The organism is Allochromatium palmeri, assembly GCF_009720725.1.
In the GTDB taxonomy this organism is placed as follows: domain Bacteria; phylum Pseudomonadota; class Gammaproteobacteria; order Chromatiales; family Chromatiaceae; genus Thermochromatium; species Thermochromatium palmeri.
This window is the reverse complement of the sequence record NZ_WNKT01000036.1, coordinates 1-21,553: the sequence shown is the minus strand read 5'-3', so window position 1 is coordinate 21,553 and position 21,553 is coordinate 1. Positions and strand designations below refer to the sequence as shown.

Here is a 21,553-nt window from a genome sequence, read left to right as displayed (position 1 = left end):
AGAGGATGATCCATCGCCGGCTGGGTCTATCCGCTCGCCGAGTAAGCCACCCGCGCCGACAGGCGCCAGACGAGGATCAAGGCTATGTTAAAAGCCCGTGCAAGCTACAACGAATCGATGATAGTCGGCATCGCGCATTGGGTCGCAGCGTATTGCCTGCTGACGGCCAGCCTCGTGGTCCATGCTGAGGATAAGTCGCTGACTGTGGCCCTAACGGTTCCCGCCGCCACGACGCTCCCCGACGGCGCACTGGGTGAAAGCATCGCCCGGGGGCGGCGCTATCTGTCAGACACCCCGGCGCAGTTGCCTGACTTCGTCGGCAATGGACTGGCCTGCCAACACTGTCATCCCGGTCGGGACGGGGAAGTCGGTACCGAGGCCAATGCCGCGCCCTTCGTCGGCGTCGTCGGACGCTTTCCGCAGTACAGCGCGCGGCATGGCGGCCTCATCACGCTCGAACAGCGCATCGACGACTGTTTCGAGCGCAGTCTGAACGGTCGAGCGCTCCCACTCGACCATCCGGCCTTAATCGATATGCTGGCCTACATGAGCTGGCTGTCCCAGGGCGTGCCTGTGGGCGCTGTGGTGGCAGGACACGGCATCCCGGCGCTGAACCTGGAGCGCAAACCGGATGTGGCGCAGGGGGAGGCGGTCTATCAGGCTAAGTGTCTCGCCTGTCACGGGGCCGACGGAGGCGGTACCTTGGAGGCCGATGGCCGCTATCTGTTCCCGCCGCTGTGGGGACCGCGTTCATTCAACACCGGTGCGGGCATGAGCCGTCAGACCACTGCCGCTGGGTTCATTCTGCACAAGATGCCCTTCGGGGCCGATAGCTCACTGAGCGATGAGGAGGCTTGGGACGTGGCCGGCTTTGTGCTCACGCATCCACGTCCGCTGTTCCAGGAGATTCATAGCGACTGATTGGCTGAACCATCGCTGGAAAGTCTACTGTGTCTCGGTACGAGGAGTCAGTCAACGGAAACCGTTAAGGGGTGACGCATGATAGACACGGATGGCCGACCCACACCAACCATCCCCCTAACAGACCGTCAAGGGGATCTGGATCTGAAACAGACCCGGCGGCAGCGAGCCGAGCAGATCGTGCGTGCAACCGCGACCCAATCGCCTGAAGCCATCGCCGCGCTGTCACCGGAAGACATCCAGCAGACGATCCATGAACTGCAACTGCATTGGATTGAGCGGGAGCTGGAAAACGAGGATCTGCACCGGGCGCAGGCTAAACTGAATGCGCTGAACGCGCTCATCATGTCGATTCCAGGGGTGGTGTATCAATTCCTGCTGCTGCCCGATGGAACCTGGCGATTTCTTTATCTCAGTCCAGGGATCGAAACCCTGTATGGCATCCCGGCGGAAGCCGCCTATGCCAATCCGGATGCGCTCACCCTATGTATCCTTCCCGAGGATCGGCCCGCGCATCGGGCCGCGGTCGAACAGGCGAGCAAGACCCTCACGCCCTGGTCCCATGAACATCGCATCCGCCCTGGCGGCCAATCGGACACCATCAAATGGGTGCGCGGTCAGGCCACGCCATTTCCGCAACCGGACGGCAGCCTGCTCTGGAACGGCATTCTGACGGATATCACCGAGGAGAAGCGCACCGAAGCGGCGCTGCGGGCTAGCAAGCAGCAACTGGACATGGCTCTGCATGCCGCCGCGATGGGAATCTGGGAATGGGAGATCACCACCGGCCGGATCGCCTGGGCGGGCGAGCACGCGGCCCTGTTCGGCATTCCACTCAGTGACTTCGGTGGCACGATCGCTGACGCACTGGCCTACGTTCACCACGACGACCGCGAACAGACCATGGCGGTCTTCCATCGCACGCTGGAAGACAGGGGCGCATTCGACAATAGCTACCGTGTCATCTGGCCCGATGGAAGCATCCATTGGATGCATTCGCTGGGCAAGCTGATCTGTGACGAAGACGGCGCGCCACCACGTATCCTTGGCACGACCCAGGACATCACCGAACGCTGCGCCGCTGAGCGCGCCCTGCGCGAGAGCGAGCAACGGTTCCGCGCGATGTTCATGAACGCGCCGCTCTGCATTCTGATCCACGACGCAGACACGGGCGAGATGCTGGATGCCAACCCAACCGCCTGTACACTCTACGGTTTTGACTCGGTCGAAGCGCTCAAGGCCGCGTCCCCTCAGCTCTGGCTCGAACCGCCTTATTCCGTCGACGACGCGGTGAGATGGGCCGCCAAGACGCTGCACGAAGGTCCGCAGCAGTTCGAGTGGCGCTATCGCTGTGCTGATGGCAAAATCATTTGGGAGTGGGTCCACCTGAGTCGGATCGAGATGCAGGGCAAGACCCGCATTCTGGCCATGACGGTCGACATCACGCAGGAAAAGCAGATCGCTGCGGATTTACAAGCCAGCGAGGAGCGCTACCGTACCTTGTTCGATCATATCAGCAGCGGCGTGGCGATCTACGAAGCGCGTGACCATGGAGAGGATTTCGTGTTTCGGGATGTCAACGAGGCGACCGAGCGCCTCAGTGGCCTAACGCGGGAAGCGTTGATCGGACAATCGCTGACGAAGGTCTTTCCGGGCGTCGACGCATTTGGACTGCTGGAGGTCTTGCGACGGGTTTGGTCCACCGGCACGGCGGAACATTTCCCCGTCAGGTACTATCAAGACGAGCGGCTCTCGCGCTGGTATGACAATTATGTCTATCGTTTGCCTACGGGCGAGGTCGTGGCGGCCTTCGACGACGTCACCGCGCTCAAGAACCATGAACAACAGCTTGAACATCTCGCGTATTCCGACGCGCTGACCGGGCTGCCCAACCGCGCGCTGCTGCTCGACCGTCTCCAGCACGCCATGGCGCAGACCCAGCGACGGGAACAGCACTTGGCGGTGGTCTATCTCGACCTGGATGGCTTCAAGGCCATCAATGACAGCCACGGGCACGCCGCCGGCGATCAGTTGCTGATGACGCTTGCGCGCCGGATGAAGCAGACGCTGCGCGAAGGTGACACCCTGGCCCGCCTGGGTGGCGACGAGTTCGTCGCCGTGCTGGTCGATCTCAACGACCGCGCCGCCAGCGTGCCGTTGCTCAACCGCCTGCTGGCCGCCGCTTGCGCGCCGGTGCTCCTCGGCGAGGTCGTCGTGCAGGTCTCGGCCAGCCTCGGTGTCACCTACTCTCCACAGCCGGTCCCGGACGACCGCGAAGGGACGCACGCGCCCGACGCGGATCAACTGCTCCGCCAGGCCGATCAGGCCATGTATCAGGCCAAGCGGAGCGGCAAGAATCGTTACCATGTCTTCAACGTCGAGAAAGATCTTCGTCAGCGCGTTCAGCAAGAAAGTCTGGAGCGCCTTCGTCACGCCCTGGCCGCGCGCGAATTCGTGCTCTATTACCAACCCAAGGTCAACCTGCGCACCGGGGCCGTCATTGGTGTCGAGGCCTTGATCCGCTGGCAGCATCCGGAACGCGGATTCCTGATTCCGGAGGAATTTCTGCCGACGATCGAGGATGACCCACTAGCGGTCGAACTCGGCGAGTGGGTCATCGAGACCGCGCTGACTCAGATGGACGACTGGCGGGCGAACGGACTCGATCTCCCGGTCAGCGTCAATATTGGCGCGCGCCAGTTGCAGCAGGCCGACTTTGTTGCGCGTCTGCAAGCCCTTCTGGCGGCGCATCCAGACGTCAAGCCATCCAGCCTGGCGCTGGAGGTCTTGGAAACCAGCGCGATGCAGGATCTGGCCCAGGTCGCCCAGGTCGTCGCGGATTGCCGTGAACTCGGTGTAGGTTGCGCCCTGGACGATTTTGGCGTCGGCTATTCCTCGTTGACCTATCTGAAACACCTGGCGGTCAACACGCTGAAGATCGACCGAAGCTTCGTCGGTGAGATGCTCGACAACCCGGATGACCTGGCAATCGTCGAGGGCATTTTGGGTCTGGCCACCGCCTTTCGCCGCCAGGCCATCGCCGAAGGCGTGGAGACTTTGGAACAGGGCGAAAAGCTGCTGCAACTCGGCTGCGAGCTGGCCCAGGGTTATCGTATCGCCCACCCGATGCCGGCCCACGCGCTACCCGGCTGGCTGGCCGACTGGCAACCACCGCTGCCTTGGACCGATCGGCACTTGGGCAGTGGACGCCCTCTGTCGTCGGACCGGGGCCAATAGCGATCGAATCGCCGCAGACAATGAATCACTGCCTCTTCTGCCAGATCCAATCCGGCCAACGGCCAGCAAGCATTGTCCATCGGGATGCATGTTGCATGGCCTTTATGGACCTTCAGCCAATCAATCCCGGTCATGTTCTCGTCATTCCGAACCGGCATGCCCCAGGTTTGGCCGAACTCGACGAAGAAATCGGTGCGCATCTGTTCCGCACCGCACAACGGATTGCCGCTGCCTTGCGTCTGAGCGAGATCGACGCGGAAGGCGTCAATTTTTTTCTTGCGGATGGCGGCGCGGCAGGGCAGGAGGTATTTCATATTCATTTGCATGTTTTTCCACGATACCAGGGGGACGGCTTCAGACTGCGCTTCGGTCCCGGATACCCGACGAAGCCAACCCGATCCGCACTTGATGAAACCGCTGCCCTGATCCGTAACCACTTACGGGTGATCGACACTGAAGAGTAAACGACTGCCCCAATAATCGTGACAATTCACGCGAAAGGATTAAGACAGCCTCACGTCTCAAAGCACTCCAACCACGCAGTCTCAAGAGCTTTACCTTGATGAATTTTTGCCTTTGAGTTTACTTTGTGTTTTGATAAAGCCTCTCTGAAAACAACGAACAGAACAGGCTATGTCGACTCAAGAAGAACTCGAAGAGCTGGTTGAGCAAAGAAAATTGCTGGATGAAAAGATCGAGCAGTGTCGGAACGAAGCACGCGGGAAGGCCATTGAGCAGGCGTTGAGCCTGATCACGACGTTCCGGCTGACACCAGAAGACTTGTTTTCCAGCATGAAGAAAGGGAAAGCGAAGTCGAAAGCCCCGCCGAAGTATCGCGATCCTGAGACCGGAAAGACCTGGACAGGTAAGGGGCCGACGCCGAGTTGGCTCAAGGATAAGAACCGGGATGACTATCTGATCAAGGCCCAGTAAGCGGCCTAATCTTTCGGCTGAACGGCGGGAAGTCTCGCCGTCCAGATCGACCCTCTGAGAGCGTGCGACGGATGACCGTGAGTTTGTAGCCTGTCAGTCAGGCTAAAACGCCTAACGTCATGGCGGCGAGCACTAGATAGCGTCCTGTCTTGGCCAGGGACACCAGCAGTACAAAGCGCCACAGTGGCTCGCGCAGCACACCGGCGACCAGGGTCAGCGGATCGCCGATGATGGGCATCCAGCTTAACAGCAATGACCAGTAACCCGTTCGTGCATAGACGCGCTGGGCCTGTTCCAGTCGGGTGGATGTGGCTGGAAACCAACGCCGTTTGCGATAGCGTTCCAGCGAGCGCCCAATCAGCCAGTTGAGTATTGACCCCAATACGTTGCCGACACTGGCAACCGTCAGCAACACCCAGACGGCCTGGTTTTGGTCGAGCAAAAGAGCCACCAAGAGCACTTCGGACTGCAACGGTAGCAGCGAAGCCGCACCGAAGGCGGACGCGAAGAGTCCCAGATAGACGCCAATATCGTTCATCGAGTCAAAGCTAGCCTTAAACTCCACGGCTAAAGCCGGGAGTTTGTCGCTGTACTTGGACAGTCCGTGATTTGCCCGCGAATGGCGACCTGCACCGTACGCATTCGCGGACCTTGGTCTCTCACTGGAGACTACTTGCTCACCGTTTTTCGATCGGTGCCCAGCTCAGATTCTCCGGCCCGACATAGTTGGCGCTCGGGCGGATGATCTTGCCATCCTGGCGTTGCTCGATGACATGGGCGACCCAGCCTGTGGTACGCGAGATGACGAAGATCGGCGTGAACAGCGGGGTCGGCACGCCCATCTGCGCATAGGACACGGCCGAGAACCAGTCGAGGTTGGGGAACATCTTCTTGAGTTCCCACATGACGTTTTCGAGCCGGTCGGCGACATCGAACATGCGCCGGTCGCCGTTGGTGTCCGACAGCCGTTCGGCGACAGCCTTGATGACCTTGTTGCGCGGATCCGAAATCGTATAAACCGGGTGGCCGAAACCGATGATGATCTCCTTGCGCGCAACGCGCTCACGGATGTCAGCTTCGGCCTCATCCGCCGTGGTGTAACGCTCCTGGATCTCGCAGGCGGCTTCGTTGGCTCCGCCGTGCTTGGGACCGCGCAACGCACCGATGGCGCCGCTGATGGCTGAGTACATGTCTGAGTTGGTGCCGGCGATCACGCGTGCGGTGAAGGTCGAGGCGTTGAACTCATGCTCGGCGTAAAGGATAAGCGAGGTGTGCATGGCACGCACCCATTCCTCTGTCGGCGGCTTACCATGCAGCAGATGCAGGAAGTGACCGCCGATGGTGTCGTCGTCGGTCTCGACCTCGATGCGCCGGCCGTGATGGGCGAAGTGATACCAATACAGCAGCATCGAGCCGAAGCAGGCGATGAGCCGGTCGCCGATCTCGCGCGCGGCGGCCACGGGCATGTCGTCGCGTTCCGGCTCCAGGGTGCCGAGCAGCGAACAGCCGATTCGCAGCACGTCCATTGGATGCGCCGAGGAGGCCGGGATCTGTTCCAGCGCGGTCTTGACCGCCGCCGGCAGACCGCGCATGGATTTGAGCTTGCGCTTGTACGCCTCCAGTTCGGTGCGGGTCGGCAGACGCTCGTGGATGAGCAGATGCGCGACCTCCTCGAACTCGGCCTGATCGGCAAAATCCAGGATGTCATAGCCGCGATAGTGCAGGTCGTTGCCGGTGAGGCCGACGGTACAGATGGCAGTGTTGCCGGCGACGGTGCCGGAGAGGGCGACCGACTTCTTCGGCTTGGGCTGGTGGGTCTCGGTCATCGTTTCCTCGCTTGTTTTTCTAAGACGATCTTATTCGCCGGAGCGCTCTTGGGCGAACAGCGCGTCGAGCTTCTGTTCGAAGTGGTGGTAATCGAGATAGTCGTAGAGCTCCATGCGCGTCTGCATGGTGTCGACGACATTGGCCTGGGTGCCGTCACGGCGGAGCGCCTGATAGACGTTGAGCGCCGCCTTGTTCATGGCACGGAAAGCCGACAGCGGATAGAGCACTAGCGACACGCCCACGGCCCCCAGTTCGGTGGTGGTGAACAGCGGCGTGGCGCCGAACTCGGTGATGTTGGCCAGCACCGGCACCTTGACGGCGGCCGTGAAGCGCTCGTACTGAGCCAGTTCAGTCATGGCCTCGGGGAAGATCATATCGGCGCCGGCTTCGACACAGGCCAGGGCACGCTCAATGGCCGCGTCCAAGCCCTCCACGGCCAGCGAATCAGTACGGGCCATGATGACGAAGTCATCGGTGCGTGCATCCACGGCGGCCTTGATGCGGTCGGTCATCTCGGCCTGCGAGACGATCGCCTTGCCGGGGCGATGTCCGCAGCGCTTGGCGGCGACCTGATCCTCGATGTGACAGCCGGCCGCCCCGGCACGGATCAACTGCTTGACGGTGCGGGCGATGTTGAAGGCCCCGCCCCAGCCGGTGTCGGCATCGACCAGCAAGGGTAGGTCGGTGATATAGGTGATGCGGCTGACGTCCTCCAGCACATTGTCCAGACTGGTCATGCCCAGGTCTGGGATACCGTAGGAGCCGGCCGCCACTCCGCCGCCGGACAGATAAAGGGCGCGATAGCCGGTGCGTTCGGCCATGCGGGCGTGATAGGCGTTAATGGCGCCGACGACTTGCAAGGGGCGTTCTTCCTGGACCGCGAGACGCAGCTTGGCGCCGGGTGTCATGGCTTGGGTCATGGTGTGTGCTCGTCTAGTTGGTGGAGTCCGGCGGACTCGAAGCTGAAAGGGGATATTCGTTTCCCGTGACGGGATCTCGACGACCGCACACCGAGCGCAGACCATTGGCAGCCGGAGGCTGACCACTGGCCGCTGTCAGCGCGATCCGCCGTTCGGTAGCCCGACGCGAGGCACGAATGTGTCGGCGCATCAGCCACTCGGCCAGTTCGCCGTCACGATCGGCGATGGCGTCCACGACCAGCTCGTGCTCTTTGAGCGCATCGCGCGCCCGGTCGCTTTTCATACCGAACTGACAGCGATACATGCGCGCCAGGTGATAGAGGTCGTTGCAGAGGATGCTGATGAGGCGCCGGTTGCCGCTGCCCTGAACGATGCAGAAATGGAAATCCAGATCGCCTTCTGTTTGAAAGTAGGATTGCCCGCCCTCGCGCGCCACCTCGATGCGATGCCGTTCCAGCAAGGCCCGGAGTTCAGCGATAGCCGGCTCTGCCATGTGCTCGGCGGCCAGCCGTGCCGCCAAACCTTCGAGTGCCTCGCGGATGACATAAATTTCCAGTAGCTGCTCGCTGCTGAGCCGAATCACCCGCGCCCCCACGTTGGGTTTGCGTTCGACCAGGCTGCTCGACTCCAGACGGCGCATCGCCTCGCGTAGAGGACCGCGGCTGATGCCATAGCGGGCCGCGAGTACAGGTTCGCTGATCTTGCTGCCTGGCGGGATCTCGCCTTCAACGATGGCCTTGCGGAGTTGATCGAAGAGACGGTCGGCGATCGTTGGACTGACGGCGTCTTCGAGGTTTAGGGCGGCAAGTAACATGGCCTATATGTCGACATTTATTACTTATTTAGCCATAAAATAGCTGTTTATACGGCAATGTCAAGATTAATTGTCGACAATAAGGCGTATCTGGATACGATTTCATCGTGGCCCGCGGTTCACGGGTTACTGATCTTCATCTTCCAGGGTCCGGGACTGAGGAAGCATCCCGGAGTGGGTCTTAGCGACCTGTTGCGCACGTAGCCCCTTTCGACCGTCCTGGTCAGGCGGGCTGAGGCTGGTCAACCCCGCTTGTTCTCACAAGCTCCGTCCTTCAGGGCGGGGTAGTTGACCTCTTCGCATTTTGCGCAGATTGACCATCCGTCGCGAGCGCCTATCGCCTTGACTTTTCAGCCAGCTTATCGAACCATTCTCATCGGCGCGATAACCAAGCGCCACCGGTCGCGACGCGCTCAGGCGAGACCTTAAACGCACGTAAGAGCCGGGGCAGACGGGTTCGCCCGCACTGGCATTGACGACGCGAACAGACTTATTCAGATTCAAGTTTTCTGAGTAGGTTTTTATGAGCGGTACACTGGGATGCTCGTCGATGGTCCGCCGAGGATTGGCTGTCCGGGAATTGCCGCCGTGTCGGGCGCGCATCTGGCGCTGCTGGTGACCGAACCAGACAGTGTCTGGGCGCGAGAAACCCCATCCTTTTCATTCCATCAGACGATACCGACCAATGAGTACTCTCCCGCCCTGTCCCCACTGTACGCTGGACAACACCTATCCCGACGGGGATCTCTATATCTGTGCCGACTGCGGGCATGAGTGGTCGCAACAGGGGGTCGATGAAGACGACGAAGAGTCTGGGGCCGTAATCAAGGACGCCAATGGGCAGATTCTGAGCGATGGCGATAACGTCGTGCTGATCAAGGATCTCAAGGTCAAGGGCACCTCGACCACGCTCAAGGTTGGCACCAAGATCAAGGGCATCCGGCTGGTGGACGGCGATCATGCCGTCGACTGCAAGACCGACGGGGGGAGTTTTCTGTTGAAAGCAGAGTTTCTGAAGAAGGCATGAGGCATTGCATAGGCGAAGGGCAACGCTCGGCCTCGCCAAGAAGCACCGCGCGTCTGCCCGGAACGATGACTACCGCGCCAAGCTCCTGCTTGGCTAGCATTTAAGCGCGCACGCCCTGGTAGGTCGCCATGCCGACCAGAAGCGGCCTTGAATGCGATTGCTCTGAATCCCCCTCTCGACTCTGGATCAACTGGCGATAGACATTGACCAATACCCGCTCACGGTAGGTTCGGGGTTGACTGAGGCCTTTGAGTTCCTGGCGCCAGTGATTCATCTGCTCGTGTTGAGAGCACTTCTGGAGATCGGCGGTTGCTGCATGCATGATGTTTCCCACGTCTCTTGTCAATGACTGAATCGTTGGTGGGACAGAGACTAGGTCTTTGGGACGATGAAAACAGAGACGTCATTCACAGATATACGCTGTAGGATGAGCGACTGGCTTGAGACGACTCAAATTCTGTGAACAGGCGCACGTGTCCCTGTCGCACGCTTCCTTGTTTCGTAGCCGCTGCACGACGGTCTGGAGCACTTTTTTTAGCGGATGGGGTGGTATTGATGCACCCAGAGTCCGACATGCAGTGCCCAGAACGTGTCCAGGGTGAACAAGGCAAACAAACGCTCAGGCTGGCCTCGGTTTGGGCCAATACCGTCTGAACAGCGGCCTCCTGCAAATCCGACGTCCCGAACCAGCGGTAACATCTCACCTCGTAAGGACGTTTATCATGCCCAATCTCATATCTCCGGCTGAATCCGAACGTCGCACACAAGCGCGCTTGCGCGCCCAGGTTCCCATACAGCTGCGGATCAGTGGTAAATCGCCGACACATCCGGCTACCTTGATCGACTTGTCTTGGGGTGGCGCCCTTTGCCAGACATCCACAGCACTGCAGATCAGCGATCAGCCGCTGTGGCTGCTACTGCCCTGGACGTTGGGCGAAACCATTGAGATCGAAACGACGCTGTTGCGCCAGAAGAATCTGGAAAATGGCCGTCATCTGCTCGCCATGCGCTTCCTTCGTCTGTCGCTGTCCAACCAAACCCGGCTGGAGAAATTACTCGGCCAGCTCCAAGCAGGTGATTCCCGAGGCGGCACATACAACGCGCCCTCACTGGTCGCAACACTGGAAGTCTTGATCCAAACACTCGATGAATGGCGGTGGGCGCTCAGCGCCATCGCCAAAGGTCGGCTAAGAATCAGTGCTCCGGCCACTTTTACGCCCGGCCAAAGTCTTGGTCTCCAATTCAATGGTGTCCCCGCACGCGCGCGTCTGCGGCTACGTGCACGGGTCTTGGCCTGTGAAGCCGAGCCTATAGAAGGGATGGGGGCCGGGCACTCAGATACGCTGACCCTGGAATTTGAACATCCACTGAACATTCTTCGCCAGTGGGCCGAGTGGCTGCTAGGTCAAGTACCACCCAATTCACAGACATCCTCTCTTCCGGCGGCTTACCAACCACAAACGGTGCGACCAGAAGTCATTCCAGCGCGAGTCGTACTGACTCAACATGAACGGTCAGCTCTGGAAATCAGCTTTCCAGAAGCCTTGGACTACCTGATGACTGCCTGGGGTGATGTCAGCGCCTTTGAGTTGGTTTTCCGTCAACTCATCTTTGGTGATACCAGCATCGCTGGAACTTGGACTCTAGAGTCATGGGAGGAATTGCAACTGCTACAGGATGTGCATGATCAAGCTTACGGCGTGTCCGATGCGCGTCGCAGTCAGCTGAAGGTCGGGCGCGACGTACATTGACAATTCCACTCCCACACCAGCGTGAAATTGTTCACCGGCATGGCGTGCTGGTCATCGCGACTGAAGGGGCCATAGAGTGCGAAGACACCGCCTGGTTTCAGATGAGCGCCGACGCCCGCGAACATCGCCTCGACGGCGTCGAGTCCCATGATGTGAGCGGTATTGGCGCTGAAGATAGCCTCGATCGATCCACAGACGCATCCCGGCCAGATGCTCAGCCCGATTGCTGCTTTGCCAGGACAAATGGGGGAGGGCGGCGGCAAAGTAGACCGCATGTTGCCCGGTGCCACTGCCGATTTCGAGCAATCGACGGCACTGATGTAACAGCGAGCGGTTTCGGGTTGATCAGTCGATCGAACCTCAACCCGCTATACTTAATGATTTAGTACCACTTTGGGCGTCTTGCCTAATCGTGCGATGCCAACAGCGAGGAGACGATGAGTGGGAGCTTGAGTACCGGAGGACGTCCGGGACTTGACGCCTGTGGAACGGGCGCTGGTGGCGAAACGGCGCAAGCCGGCCTACGAGCCATTTCAGCACTGAAGCAGGAAAGACAGTTCGCAAGGGCCGTCCGGCCAAGAATCCGTACCCTGGGAATCCCTGCTTTAAAGAGTGGAAAGGATGTCAAGCGCAAACTTTGGTTATGGCTGCTACTGTGGTTTATTCCACTGGTCGGCACCCAGCCGGCCGCCTTCGAGTCACCCGTACTCGCTCAAGAAACACACGCCCAAGCTCCCATCGACCCGAGACCGGCCGAGACCGACTCAAGGCCCCGCATCTCGCTGATCATCGCCACCCGGCAGGCTCCACCCTTCGCCTTCAAGGATCACAATGGCCAGTGGACCGGGATAGCCATCGCGCTGTGGAATCGCATCGCCGAGCACAACGGGTTCAAGTTTCATTACATCGAGCTTGGCCTGTCGGAGATGCTGGCCGCCGTGGCCGATGGCCGTGTCGATGCGGCCGTGGCGGCGCTGACCATCACCCCTGAGCGCGAGCAACTGCTCGACTTCTCGCATCCGTTTCACTCCTCAGGCTTGGCGATGGCGTTGCCGATTCGCGGTAGCTATCTGTTTTCATTGCTCGCACGGCTAATCTCACCGCAATTCCTGATGGTCGTCGCCGGACTGCTCGCCCTGTTGATCAGCGTCGGCGTGTTGATGTGGCTGGCTGAACGTCGCACCAACGCCCAGTTTCGGCAAGAACCCTTGTCTGGTATCGGCGCCGGTCTTTGGTGGTCGGCGGTGACGATGACCACGGTCGGCTACGGCGACAAAGCACCGACCACGCTGCTTGGGCGAGTGATCGGAATGCTGTGGATGTTTGGCGGCCTGATCCTGATCTCGGCCTTTACCGCCGCGATCACGACAGCCTTGACGGTCAAGGAGCTGGACGCCTCGATCTCCAGTATCGATGATTTACGCTCACAACGCGTTCTGGCCTTGAACGGCAGCACCGGTGAGCAATTTCTGAGTGATCAAGGCATCGGTCATCATTCGATCACACGCCTGACCGAAGCGTTGAAGGCTGTGGCAGCCGGGCGGGCCGCTGCCGTGGTCCATGATGCCCCGATCTTGCGTTACGAGATCAAGGCTGGGTTTGCCGGACAGCTCCGGGTGTTGCCCCTTGATCTGCAAAAGCAAACTTACGGGATTGCCCTGCCGCCGGGGAGTCCACTTCGGGAACCGATCAATGTCACGCTGATCGGGATCATTCAATCTGATGACTGGAACGCACTCCTGAACACCTATCTAGGTGCACTGTACTGAGTGGGCGGCGATGCGCTCATAGGTCCGTTGTATCAGCGGAACTGTTCGGATGGGCTATCTCAGCTTGATGCCCGAGCGCGTCGTTGGTTGAGGCGCTAACGCAACAGGGACGCGAGCACGGCTAGGATTGGACTGCGGTTCTGGTTACAGGAATCGGTATAGGGCTTGTCGACGGAAGGTATGGGTGGTCTCTTAAGGTGACTGGCCCGACAATGATATCCTGCTCGCGCGTGCCCCCGATGTGCGTGATCCATCCCGCTCTGTCCTTCCTAATGTACTAACAGGCGCCCATGAAAATTCCCAAACGTCTCGAACCGCTGGTCCATGAGGGACTGATCGATGAAGTCCTCGGCTCGCTCAAAAGCGGTAAGGAGGCGGCTGTTTATGTGGTGCGCGCCGAAGGGGCCATTCGCTGCGCCAAAGTCTATAAAGCGGTCGACCAACGCGGTTTTCATAAGCAAGCGCTGTATCGGGAAGGGCGTCAGGTGCGCAATAGCCGCCAGGCGCGGGCAATGGCAAAAGGCTCCCGTTATGGTCGCCAGGAACAGGAAGACGTGTGGCAAAACACCGAAGTTGAGGCCCTGTATCGCCTGGCAGCGGCCGGAGTGCGAGTACCCCAACCGTACAATTTCATCGACGGCGTATTGCTGATGGAGCTGATCACCGACGCGGATGGCGAGGCGGCTCCCCGGCTCAACGATCTGGAGCTGACCCCCGAGCAGGCGCGGGCCTATCATGCCTCACTGATCGCCGACGTGGTCAGGATGCTCGGCATCGGACTGATCCATGGCGATCTCTCCGAGTTCAACATCCTGGTCGATGCTCAGGGGCCAGTGATCATCGATCTGCCCCAGGCCGTCGATGCCGCCGCCAACAATCATGCGCCCTGGATGCTCAAGCGCGATGTCGCCAATCTGGCGGCGTATTTCGGTCAGTTTGCCCCGGAAATCTTGACCACCAGCTATGGCGAGGAAATCTGGCACCTGTACGAACATGGCCATCTGACGCCGGAGATCAGTCTCACCGGTCATTTCAGGGGGCAGCATCGGACGGTCGATCTCGACGGCCTGCTAAGCGAAATCCACGACGCTGATGAGGAGGCACAGCGTCGCCGGCAGGCCCGCGACATCAATCCGCTCGACGGTGAATCGGTTCCACATTGAGCCATCCTATCCTTCGATTCGAGATCATCATGCGGCCCTTCGCCCTCCATCCCCAGCTCCTGGCCGATGGCCATGTCCTTGGGCGCTTGCCCGCGACCCATCTACTGTTGCATCGCAACGGCGCTGTGCCCTGGTTCATCCTGGTTCCCGAAACCGACCTGACCAATCTCCTGGATCTGCCGATCGCCCACCGCGAGGCGGTTCTGGCCGACTGCACGCGCGTTTCGGATGCTCTGCACACCCTGGGCTATCCCAGGATCAATGTCGCCTGGATCGGCAATCTGGTGCCCCAGCTCCACATTCATGTCATCGGACGTCGCCACGACGATGCCTGCTGGCCGCGACCGGTGTGGGGACATCTGGAGGAGCGGCGCGACTATGTCGAGTCTGAGATCGCGGCGCTTCGCATGGCGGTTCTGGGCGAGTGAGCGTACCGGATCTCGTCGCCTGAACGATCCGAACTGTTCGCGTCGATCTACCGCTACTGCCCTCATCCAGCTTGGAGCGTACAGCCCAACAACTCGGCAATCTCCTGCCACACCCGTTCGTTATTGGCCTCTGACAGTCCGAACCGGTCATAGAGTCGTGCTGGGCCTTGCGCATGAGCTCGACCATGTGCGCCGCGCTTTGGGCGCTGCGGCGCTCGGGCTGCTGTGGGCACAGCGTCCCGGCCGGTATGCAAACTGTTCCATGCGGAACATCGCTGCAACGGCATCAAGGCCCCTCATCTGGGTGGTATTGGTGCTTGTGTCTGTTTTCTGCGAAGTCCAACGTGCTCAACATGGCTGACCTGTTTGCCGACACCCCGGTCGCACCGCTGGCCGAAGTCCTCAGACCCAAGGTTTTGGATGAGGTGATCGGGCAGTCTTCACTGGAGCCATGTTTCTGCGTATTATTAATTATTTTATCGTGTTACTCTCTGCGCTCAATTTTTGCAGAGGTAGCACCCATGATGAGCTTGAAGACGCGCTTCCTACTCGGCATCGGTTTCGCGGCGGGGATGAGTGCCGCGGTCGCGCATGACCTCTGGGTCGAACCCGAAGCGGGCGGTTACCAACTCCTCTATGGCCACCACCCCGGTGTGTCCCACGAGGGGGCGAAGCAAATTGACTACTCCCCCGAGATCGTCAAGTCGGTCGTCTGCCTGGACGCGACCGGCAGTCACCATCCTACTCAGGTCGGGGACAGCTCACCCGTCAAGATCGAGGGCGACTGCGCCGTCCTCTATGTGCTGACGTCCAGCGGCTACTGGACCAAGACCACGGCCGGCACCAAAAATCTCAAAAAGACCGAAGCCGCCTCGCCACTGAGTAGCTGGCAGAGCTTCGAGAGCGTCAAGCACATCGACCGCTGGGGATCCGGGGCGGCCAGTTCTCTGGCAACCCCGCTGGAAATCGTGCCGGCGGAAAACCCTCTCGCCCTGAAGGATGGGGACAAGCTGACCGTGCGCGTCCTCGCCAACGGACAGCCAGTGGCCGACGCCACAGTCAGCTACGACGGTAAGCCCCGCGGCCAAACGGGTGCCGACGGTACCCTGAATATTCGCGTCAAACACGGTGGCCTGCAGTTGATTCAGGCTTCGACGCGGACACCGCATGCCGGCCCCGAGGCCGACGAGATCGTCCATACCACGGCGCTGACCTTCGCCCTCGGTAACGACAAGTGAGGCTCCTCCTCGCCCTGTCGGCCGCCCTGCTCGCCGGTACGCTGCACGCGCACAGCCTGACTCATTCGGCGCAGCCTGGGAGCGCTGTCATCGTCGAGCTGCACTACGCGGACGGCAGCCCGTTCAGCTATGAGTCCACCGAGGTCTATCGGCCCGCCGAGAGCGTGCCCTTCCTCGTCGGACGGACCGACGCGAATGGCCGTCTGGCCTTTGTGCCCGACCGCTCGGGTGACTGGCGCGTGCGCACCTTCTCGGAGGATGGCCACGGCGGCGATTTCACGGTTGCAGCGACCCCCGATAGCGACTCATCGGCGCCCTCGGCCGGGTTGAGCACTGTCGCCGCCCTCGCGGTCGGCCTCTCGGTTATCTTTGGCCTTTTCGGTATCTGGTCAGTGTTCGTGAGGAAAAGATCATGAAGCGCGATCGCCTTGCACTCGGCGCCACGCTCGCCTTGGTGGCACTGCCAGCAACCGCGCACCACGGCGTCGCCGGCCTCGGCGCTGCTTCGCTTGAAGGACCTGGCGCGCCGCTCGAACAGTCCTCCTCGGCCACCCTGCCCAAAGGCAAGGTGTTCACCTATTTCAAGGTGGACGACGCCGACTGGAAGACCTACACACCTGAGACGGACGACGAGGCCGAGTCCAGTACCTTCTGGATGGCTGGACTCGGTTACGGGGTGACACCCTGGCTATCGCTCTATGCGTTCCTGCCCTACCACGACAAGGTCGACGAGAACGACGACTTCAACACCCATGGCTGGGCCGACGCCGCCATCAACGCGACCATTGGCTTCAAGTACGACGACGGATTCAAGCTCGTCCCAGAAAAAGAGAGCCTTGACGACTTGGAGGACTGGCACTTCACGGTCTATGCTGGGGTGACGCTGCCGACCGGCAACCCCAACCTGCGCGACCGCGATGGCAACATCGACAAGGGCAAGTCAACCGGCTTCGGCGAGCCGACCTTTACGCTAGGCGCAACGGCCAGCAAGATGCTGGGCGAGCGCTGGACGCTGAACTTCGACATCTCCAACCTGTGGTTCCAGCAGAACACCTACGACGCTGATCCGGCCCACGGGGACGACAAGTTCACAGGCCAGTTCGGCGACGAATTCCGCCTCAACACCGCCGCAATCTACAAGGCCTACGTGAACCCGGAGCGACGTTTCCGCCTCGACCTGCTAGCCGAGCTGAACTATCTCAACCTCGGGCGCGACAAAGAGGATGGTGTGGCAGAGCGCGGCACCGGTGGTCAAATTCTTTACCTGACGCCAGGCGTCCGCGCCTATTGGAACAATGTGAGCTTCGCCTTTGGCGTGAAGTTGCCGATCGCGACCGACCTCAACGAGGATGCCGAGCAGCAGGGCGCGGAAGGCAAGGAAAACTATCGGCTGGTCTTCTCGATCTCGGCGCTGTTCTGAGTTATGCACATCCCCGACGGATTTCTCTCGCCACAGACTTATCTGCCAGCCTATGCGCTCGCGGCCGGGGGATGGGCCTACGCGACGCGTGAGCTGCGCCGCCGCGTTGACGAGACGCTGTTGCCGCGACTCGCCGTACTCACCGCCCTCGCTTTCGTGCTCATGACGGTCATGCTGCCGCTGCCCGGCGGGACCTCGGTGCACGCCTCCGGGATCGGCATCCTCGCCGTGGTGTTCGGTCCCTGGCTGACCTTCGCCGTTGTGTCGCTCGTCCTGCTGCTGCAGGCGCTGGTGCTCGGCGCCGGGGGGGTTACCGTGCTGCCCGTCAACGCGCTCGCGATGGGGCTCGGCGGTTCGGTCGCGGCCTGCCTGGGGTACCGGCTGTTGGCGCCCCGCTGGGAACGGGCAGGCCTGTTTGCCGCAGGTTGGCTGGCCGCCGTTGTTCCGGCCGCCCTGGTCGCGGTGGTGCTCGGCCTGCAGCCGGCGATCGCGCACACGAGCGACGGCCAGCCTCTGTTCTTCCCGTTCGGCCTGTCGGTGACGCTGCCCGCCGTCCTCATTCCGCACGCCATTCTCGGACTCGGTGAAGGATTGCTGACCGTGCTGGTCGTCAGCTTCCTTCGCCGCCGCTAGAGGCAAGGGGCGAGATGAAAGATCGGTTGCTGCTGCTCGGCTACGCCATCGCCGTGGTCGCGGCAACCTCGGTCCACAATCCCTGGTGGCTCGCCGGTGGCCTGCTCGTGGTCGCCGCGTTGGCAGGCCGCCAGGCGCCGACGATAGGCTGGCGAGCCTTGCGGGCGGTCCTGTTCTTCAACCTCGTGATCAGCATCGGCTACGCAGCGGGCGCGCTGTTCGGACAGGCAGTGAGCCTCGACTACCTGATCCTCGTCAACACCAGGGTCTATCTCCTGATCTTTCTCACCTTCAGCCTAGCGTCTAAAATCGACATCTTGCGCGCACTCAGCTTCTCTCGGAATTTGAGCTACCTGGTGACGCTGGTATTGAGCCAGATCATCCCCTTCCGCCGCTTGTTCGAGGATCTGCGGCTCGCGGCCGAGAGCCGCCGGCTACGCCGACTGCGTCTGCGCGAGCGCTATCTGCAAAGCGCCGCGGCGGCGGTCCATCTCTTCGACCGCGCCGAGCATGACGCGCGCGAGATCGCGCTCGCCATGCGCTCACGCGGGTTCTTCCAGCCAGAGGCGACCGACAATGCTCCAGGCGATTGAAGTCAGTTATCGCCTGCCCGAGGGCCAGGAGATCCTCCGCGCCATCGACTTCCAGCTAGGGCGCGGAGAGAAGGTCGTCCTGCTTGGCGCTAACGGCACCGGCAAGAGCACGCTGCTCAAGGTGCTCAACGGCCTGCTGCCACCAACGACCGGGACGGTTTCCTACGACGGTCGGGTGGTCGACCGCGCGGCATTGCGCGAGGCTGCATTCCACCAGCGTTTTCGCCGCGAGGTGGTGCTGCTGTTCCAGAATCCGGATACCATGCTCTTCAACCCGAGCGTATTCGACGAGATCGCCTTCGGGCCGCGCCAACTCGGTCTCGATGATGTGGATAAGCGCGTGCACCACTGGGCCGGCGAGCTTGGCGTGGTGCCGCTGCTTGAGCGCACGCCGTTCGGGCTGTCCGGCGGCGAGAAGCAGCGCGTCTGCCTGGCGGCACTGCTCATCCTTGAGCCGAAGGTTCTGCTCCTGGATGAACCGACCGCGAACATGGATCCGCGCAGCACCGGGTGGCTCGTCGACTTCCTCGCCGACATCAACCAGACGACGCTGGTGACGACGCACAATCTCAGCCTCGCCGGTGAGTTCGGCGACCGTTGCCTGGTGCTCGGCGAGGACCATCGGCTCATCTTTGATGGGCCGATACAAGATTTCCTCGGCGACCAAGACCGACTCGCCGCGGCCAATCTGGTGCACCGCCACCGTCACCGCCATGGGGCCACCGAGCACAGCCATTTCCACACCCACGACTGGGACTAAGCTTAAGCATGAACGAGATAGCCGACACCATCCGCTTCAGCGTCTCTCTGCCGGGCAACCTATTAGAAGAACTCGACCGCCGGGTCACGAGCCGCGGCTACGCCTCCCGTTCGGAGTTGGTGCGCGACATGATCCGCGAGCGGCTGGTGGAGAACGCCTGGCAGGCAGGGGATGAGGTTGCCGGGGTTCTGGTCATCATCTTCGACCATCACCAGCGCGAACTGGCGCAGAAGCTCATCGACATCCAGCATCATCAGGAAGTGCACGTGCTCTGCAGCACCCATGTGCACCTCGACCACGACAACTGCCTGGAAACGATCATCTTGCAGGGCCACCCGCCCGAGATCGAGCAGATCGTCGCTGAGATCGGCGGGCTCAAGGGCGTCAAATTTGCCAAGCTGACACGCACGTCGCGGCTGTAGCCAACGTCAGCGGGTGTCCTCCGTCCAGTCATACCTCAACCGCCCACACGGGCTGTTAAAAAGTCGCATATTGGGTACAGAGGAGTCGAGATGTCGAATTGGTCGAACCCTCCGAGCCACGAATGGTTCTGGACCAGTACTGGCCTCGTGTTGCTAGCGCTCTACTATCTTTGGATGGCATGGCGTACATGGCTCGACCCACTGTTCAGCACCCAGGGGGTCAACCGTGAGGCGCGCCGGGCTTGGGCACATCACATCATGGCCGATCCTGGATTGGGCATCCTGGCCGTACAGACACTACGCAACTCGACCATGTCGGCGACCTTTCTCGCTTCGACCGCGATTCTGCTCATCATCGGTGTGCTGAATCTGAGCGGCAAGGCCGACCAAATCAGTGCAAGCTGGCAGGCGTTGAGTCTCTTCGGTCAGGTCGATCCGCGGCTCTGGGACATCAAGCTACTGGCACTCTTGATCGATTTCTTCGTCGCCTTCTTTAGCTTCGCCATGTCGGTGCGGCTCTTCAACCATGTCGGTTATCAGATCACGCTACCTCCCGCGCTCCGTCCGTCAGTCGTAAGTCCTGAACAGGTCGCTCGCCATCTCAATCGGGCGGGGGGGTTCTATAGTATCGGGATGCGCGCCTATTATCTGTGCGTCCCGCTGGTCTTCTGGCTCTTCGGACCGCAATTTATGCTGCTCGCCTGCCTAGCGCTGATTCCCATACTCTATGCCGCTGATCGCGCGCATTGAAGTAATGCCACGTTCGAACTGGCCGATGGAGTCATCGACGACCCTCACAATTATGTGAGGAACAACGGATAGCTCATTCGCGTCACATAATCACACGGGACGCAACATGCCGTGAGGATCCCAGATTGCAGTCTTTCAGCTATTGGATCGGCATGGCGGGCATCACCGCCTTTGCCGTCACAGCGGTGCTTGTCCTGGCCCCCAAGGGCATCGATCTGTTCAGTGCCACCGTGCTTGGCATTATCACGGCGGTCGGTGGCGGTACCATCAGGGATCTGATCCTGAATGTGCCGGTCTTCTGGTCCCTCGATCTCAATTACCTCTGGGTCGCCATCGGTGCGAGCCTGGTCACCTTCTTCGCGGAGTCGCTGTTCACGCGACGAGAGATCTTCCGTCTGATGCTGTACGTCGACGGCTTCGGTGCCGCCTTGTTTGCGATTCAGACCGTCGATAAGTCCTGGGCCATGGACTTCGGTCGCCCGCTCGCCCCGGTCATTCTGGGCATCGTCACGGCCATTGGCGGCGGCCTGCTTAGGGACGTGCTGTCGGGTCGCCAGACGCTCTTGATGACGCGCGAACTCTATGCAACGCCAGTGCTGATTGGCTGCACGCTCTACGTTGCGCTGCTGGCCTGGATCCCGGACTATCGATCTGCCGCCGCGCTCTGCTGCGTCGGCATCATCTTCGCGCTGCGCGCGGCAGCGATTCGCTGGGATTTAACCGTGCCCCATTGGTTGATGACGAAGGTGAAGGAGCCGGGTTGAGACCGCGCCTTTTTCATAATTGGTGTTCCGAGCGAGGTCTAAACCGCGCCTCACCGATTTAATGACTGATGTTACGCAGGAGGCCGAGGATCTGCTAGGTTGCGCGGATGAACCAAGACTTTCTCGAAATCTACACCGATTACCTGATCAGCACCTTTGGGTCGGCCACGGCCACAGGGTTAG

General features: G+C 60.8%; 23 protein-coding genes and 1 pseudogene. 18 read left to right on the top strand and 6 right to left on the bottom strand.

Annotated elements, in window-relative coordinates:
- The first annotated feature begins 84 nt into the window (after positions 1-84).
- From GJ668_RS14580 to GJ668_RS14565, 4 genes are all read left to right on the top strand, one after another.
- Positions 85-921, top strand: coding sequence for a c-type cytochrome (locus GJ668_RS14580; RefSeq protein ID WP_155450869.1), 837 nt, complete (start codon positions 85-87; stop codon positions 919-921).
- A 78-nt stretch (positions 922-999) separates the two neighbouring features.
- A complete protein-coding gene (locus GJ668_RS14575; RefSeq protein WP_155450868.1) occupies positions 1,000-4,158 on the top strand; it encodes an EAL domain-containing protein in 3,159 nt (1,052 codons plus the stop codon).
- 20 nt (positions 4,159-4,178) lie between these two features.
- A complete protein-coding gene (locus GJ668_RS14570; protein WP_155450867.1) occupies positions 4,179-4,622 on the top strand; it encodes an HIT family protein in 444 nt (147 codons plus the stop codon).
- Positions 4,623-4,791: 169 nt separating this feature from the next.
- Positions 4,792-5,091 carry an H-NS histone family protein gene (locus tag GJ668_RS14565; protein ID WP_155450866.1) on the top strand — a complete coding sequence of 100 codons (300 nt, stop codon included), beginning with the start codon at positions 4,792-4,794 and terminating at the stop codon, positions 5,089-5,091.
- Positions 5,092-5,188: 97 nt separating this feature from the next.
- On the opposite strand, the gene GJ668_RS14560 is transcribed toward GJ668_RS14565, so the two are convergent.
- From GJ668_RS14560 to GJ668_RS14545, 4 genes are all read right to left on the bottom strand, one after another.
- Entirely contained in the window at positions 5,189-5,629 is a 441-nt protein-coding gene (locus tag GJ668_RS14560; protein ID WP_155450865.1) for a YqaA family protein, read from the bottom strand.
- A 139-nt stretch (positions 5,630-5,768) separates the two neighbouring features.
- The gene (gene prpC, locus GJ668_RS14555; protein ID WP_155450864.1) at positions 5,769-6,917 is read right to left on the bottom strand and encodes a bifunctional 2-methylcitrate synthase/citrate synthase; all 1,149 of its coding nucleotides are present in this window, start codon (positions 6,915-6,917) and stop codon (positions 5,769-5,771) included.
- Positions 6,918-6,947: 30 nt separating this feature from the next.
- Positions 6,948-7,838: a methylisocitrate lyase gene (prpB, locus tag GJ668_RS14550; RefSeq protein WP_155450863.1), complete on the bottom strand. Its 891-nt coding sequence runs from the start codon at positions 7,836-7,838 to the stop codon at positions 6,948-6,950.
- A gap of 13 nt (positions 7,839-7,851) precedes the next feature.
- A complete protein-coding gene (locus tag GJ668_RS14545; protein WP_155450862.1) occupies positions 7,852-8,652 on the bottom strand; it encodes an FCD domain-containing protein in 801 nt (266 codons plus the stop codon).
- 685 nt (positions 8,653-9,337) lie between these two features.
- Here GJ668_RS14545 and GJ668_RS14540 point away from each other — a divergent pair.
- Positions 9,338-9,679, top strand: coding sequence for a zinc ribbon domain-containing protein YjdM (locus tag GJ668_RS14540; protein WP_155450861.1), 342 nt, complete (start codon positions 9,338-9,340; stop codon positions 9,677-9,679).
- Between the two features lie 100 nt (positions 9,680-9,779).
- Here the strand turns inward: GJ668_RS14540 and GJ668_RS14535 are convergent, their stop codons facing one another.
- On the bottom strand, positions 9,780-10,001 hold the full coding sequence (locus GJ668_RS14535; protein ID WP_155450860.1) for a hypothetical protein: 222 nt from the start codon (positions 9,999-10,001) through the stop codon (positions 9,780-9,782).
- Between the two features lie 400 nt (positions 10,002-10,401).
- Here GJ668_RS14535 and GJ668_RS14530 point away from each other — a divergent pair, with 400 nt between their 5' ends.
- On the top strand, positions 10,402-11,430 hold the full coding sequence (locus tag GJ668_RS14530) for a PilZ domain-containing protein (protein ID WP_155450859.1): 1,029 nt from the start codon (positions 10,402-10,404) through the stop codon (positions 11,428-11,430).
- On the opposite strand, the pseudogene GJ668_RS14525 reads toward GJ668_RS14530, so the two are convergent.
- Positions 11,400-11,739: pseudogene (locus tag GJ668_RS14525) on the bottom strand (DUF938 domain-containing protein); the annotation flags it as partial. The gene GJ668_RS14530 and the pseudogene GJ668_RS14525 overlap by 31 nt on opposite strands.
- Before the next feature lie 140 nt (positions 11,740-11,879).
- Here GJ668_RS14525 and GJ668_RS14520 point away from each other — a divergent pair.
- From GJ668_RS14520 to GJ668_RS14465, 12 genes are all read left to right on the top strand, one after another.
- Complete coding sequence (locus tag GJ668_RS14520; protein WP_246194913.1) at positions 11,880-13,199, top strand: transporter substrate-binding domain-containing protein; 1,320 nt, start codon at positions 11,880-11,882, stop codon at positions 13,197-13,199.
- 290 nt (positions 13,200-13,489) lie between these two features.
- A complete protein-coding gene (locus GJ668_RS14515; RefSeq protein ID WP_155450857.1) occupies positions 13,490-14,362 on the top strand; it encodes a PA4780 family RIO1-like protein kinase in 873 nt (290 codons plus the stop codon).
- 29 nt (positions 14,363-14,391) lie between these two features.
- The gene (locus GJ668_RS14510) at positions 14,392-14,790 is read left to right on the top strand and encodes an HIT domain-containing protein (protein WP_155450856.1); all 399 of its coding nucleotides are present in this window, start codon (positions 14,392-14,394) and stop codon (positions 14,788-14,790) included.
- Positions 14,791-15,143: 353 nt separating this feature from the next.
- The gene (locus GJ668_RS14505) at positions 15,144-16,028 is read left to right on the top strand and encodes a DUF4198 domain-containing protein (RefSeq protein WP_186343122.1); all 885 of its coding nucleotides are present in this window, start codon (positions 15,144-15,146) and stop codon (positions 16,026-16,028) included.
- A complete protein-coding gene (locus GJ668_RS14500; protein ID WP_155450854.1) occupies positions 16,025-16,444 on the top strand; it encodes a hypothetical protein in 420 nt (139 codons plus the stop codon). Before GJ668_RS14505 ends, GJ668_RS14500 begins: the two co-directional genes overlap by 4 nt.
- Positions 16,441-17,448 carry a transporter family protein gene (locus GJ668_RS14495; RefSeq protein WP_155450853.1) on the top strand — a complete coding sequence of 336 codons (1,008 nt, stop codon included), beginning with the start codon at positions 16,441-16,443 and terminating at the stop codon, positions 17,446-17,448. The genes GJ668_RS14500 and GJ668_RS14495 overlap by 4 nt, the downstream gene beginning before the upstream one ends.
- A gap of 3 nt (positions 17,449-17,451) precedes the next feature.
- The gene (locus tag GJ668_RS14490; RefSeq protein ID WP_155450852.1) at positions 17,452-18,081 is read left to right on the top strand and encodes an energy-coupling factor ABC transporter permease; all 630 of its coding nucleotides are present in this window, start codon (positions 17,452-17,454) and stop codon (positions 18,079-18,081) included.
- A gap of 14 nt (positions 18,082-18,095) precedes the next feature.
- Positions 18,096-18,674, top strand: coding sequence for an energy-coupling factor transporter transmembrane component T family protein (locus tag GJ668_RS14485; RefSeq protein ID WP_155450851.1), 579 nt, complete (start codon positions 18,096-18,098; stop codon positions 18,672-18,674).
- Positions 18,658-19,434, top strand: a complete 777-nt coding sequence (locus tag GJ668_RS14480; RefSeq protein ID WP_155450850.1) for an energy-coupling factor ABC transporter ATP-binding protein — start codon at positions 18,658-18,660, stop codon at positions 19,432-19,434. The genes GJ668_RS14485 and GJ668_RS14480 overlap by 17 nt, the downstream gene beginning before the upstream one ends.
- A gap of 8 nt (positions 19,435-19,442) precedes the next feature.
- Entirely contained in the window at positions 19,443-19,856 is a 414-nt protein-coding gene (gene nikR / locus GJ668_RS14475; RefSeq protein ID WP_155450849.1) for a nickel-responsive transcriptional regulator NikR, read from the top strand.
- Between the two features lie 90 nt (positions 19,857-19,946).
- The gene (locus GJ668_RS14470) at positions 19,947-20,606 is read left to right on the top strand and encodes a DUF599 domain-containing protein (protein WP_155450848.1); all 660 of its coding nucleotides are present in this window, start codon (positions 19,947-19,949) and stop codon (positions 20,604-20,606) included.
- Between the two features lie 152 nt (positions 20,607-20,758).
- Positions 20,759-21,370, top strand: a complete 612-nt coding sequence (locus GJ668_RS14465; protein WP_246194911.1) for a trimeric intracellular cation channel family protein — start codon at positions 20,759-20,761, stop codon at positions 21,368-21,370.
- The last annotated feature ends 183 nt before the right edge of the window (positions 21,371-21,553 follow it).

What these genes read in the sequence shown, in the direction of transcription:
- GJ668_RS14580 (WP_155450869.1), top strand. Translation starts at nt 85, where the DNA reads ATGTTAAAAGCCCGTGCAAGCTACAACGAATCGATGATAGTCGGCATC.
- GJ668_RS14575 (WP_155450868.1), top strand. Translation starts at nt 1,000, where the DNA reads ATGATAGACACGGATGGCCGACCCACACCAACCATCCCCCTAACAGAC.
- GJ668_RS14570 (WP_155450867.1), top strand. Translation starts at nt 4,179, where the DNA reads ATGAATCACTGCCTCTTCTGCCAGATCCAATCCGGCCAACGGCCAGCA.
- GJ668_RS14565 (WP_155450866.1), top strand. Translation starts at nt 4,792, where the DNA reads ATGTCGACTCAAGAAGAACTCGAAGAGCTGGTTGAGCAAAGAAAATTG.
- GJ668_RS14560 (WP_155450865.1), bottom strand. Translation starts at nt 5,629, where the DNA reads ATGAACGATATTGGCGTCTATCTGGGACTCTTCGCGTCCGCCTTCGGT.
- prpC (WP_155450864.1), bottom strand. Translation starts at nt 6,917, where the DNA reads ATGACCGAGACCCACCAGCCCAAGCCGAAGAAGTCGGTCGCCCTCTCC.
- prpB (WP_155450863.1), bottom strand. Translation starts at nt 7,838, where the DNA reads ATGACCCAAGCCATGACACCCGGCGCCAAGCTGCGTCTCGCGGTCCAG.
- GJ668_RS14545 (WP_155450862.1), bottom strand. Translation starts at nt 8,652, where the DNA reads ATGTTACTTGCCGCCCTAAACCTCGAAGACGCCGTCAGTCCAACGATC.
- GJ668_RS14540 (WP_155450861.1), top strand. Translation starts at nt 9,338, where the DNA reads ATGAGTACTCTCCCGCCCTGTCCCCACTGTACGCTGGACAACACCTAT.
- GJ668_RS14535 (WP_155450860.1), bottom strand. Translation starts at nt 10,001, where the DNA reads ATGCATGCAGCAACCGCCGATCTCCAGAAGTGCTCTCAACACGAGCAG.
- GJ668_RS14530 (WP_155450859.1), top strand. Translation starts at nt 10,402, where the DNA reads ATGCCCAATCTCATATCTCCGGCTGAATCCGAACGTCGCACACAAGCG.
- GJ668_RS14515 (WP_155450857.1), top strand. Translation starts at nt 13,490, where the DNA reads ATGAAAATTCCCAAACGTCTCGAACCGCTGGTCCATGAGGGACTGATC.
- GJ668_RS14510 (WP_155450856.1), top strand. Translation starts at nt 14,392, where the DNA reads ATGCGGCCCTTCGCCCTCCATCCCCAGCTCCTGGCCGATGGCCATGTC.
- GJ668_RS14505 (WP_186343122.1), top strand. Translation starts at nt 15,144, where the DNA reads ATGGCTGACCTGTTTGCCGACACCCCGGTCGCACCGCTGGCCGAAGTC.
- GJ668_RS14495 (WP_155450853.1), top strand. Translation starts at nt 16,441, where the DNA reads ATGAAGCGCGATCGCCTTGCACTCGGCGCCACGCTCGCCTTGGTGGCA.
- GJ668_RS14490 (WP_155450852.1), top strand. Translation starts at nt 17,452, where the DNA reads ATGCACATCCCCGACGGATTTCTCTCGCCACAGACTTATCTGCCAGCC.
- GJ668_RS14485 (WP_155450851.1), top strand. Translation starts at nt 18,096, where the DNA reads ATGAAAGATCGGTTGCTGCTGCTCGGCTACGCCATCGCCGTGGTCGCG.
- GJ668_RS14480 (WP_155450850.1), top strand. Translation starts at nt 18,658, where the DNA reads ATGCTCCAGGCGATTGAAGTCAGTTATCGCCTGCCCGAGGGCCAGGAG.
- nikR (WP_155450849.1), top strand. Translation starts at nt 19,443, where the DNA reads ATGAACGAGATAGCCGACACCATCCGCTTCAGCGTCTCTCTGCCGGGC.
- GJ668_RS14470 (WP_155450848.1), top strand. Translation starts at nt 19,947, where the DNA reads ATGTCGAATTGGTCGAACCCTCCGAGCCACGAATGGTTCTGGACCAGT.
- GJ668_RS14465 (WP_246194911.1), top strand. Translation starts at nt 20,759, where the DNA reads ATGGCGGGCATCACCGCCTTTGCCGTCACAGCGGTGCTTGTCCTGGCC.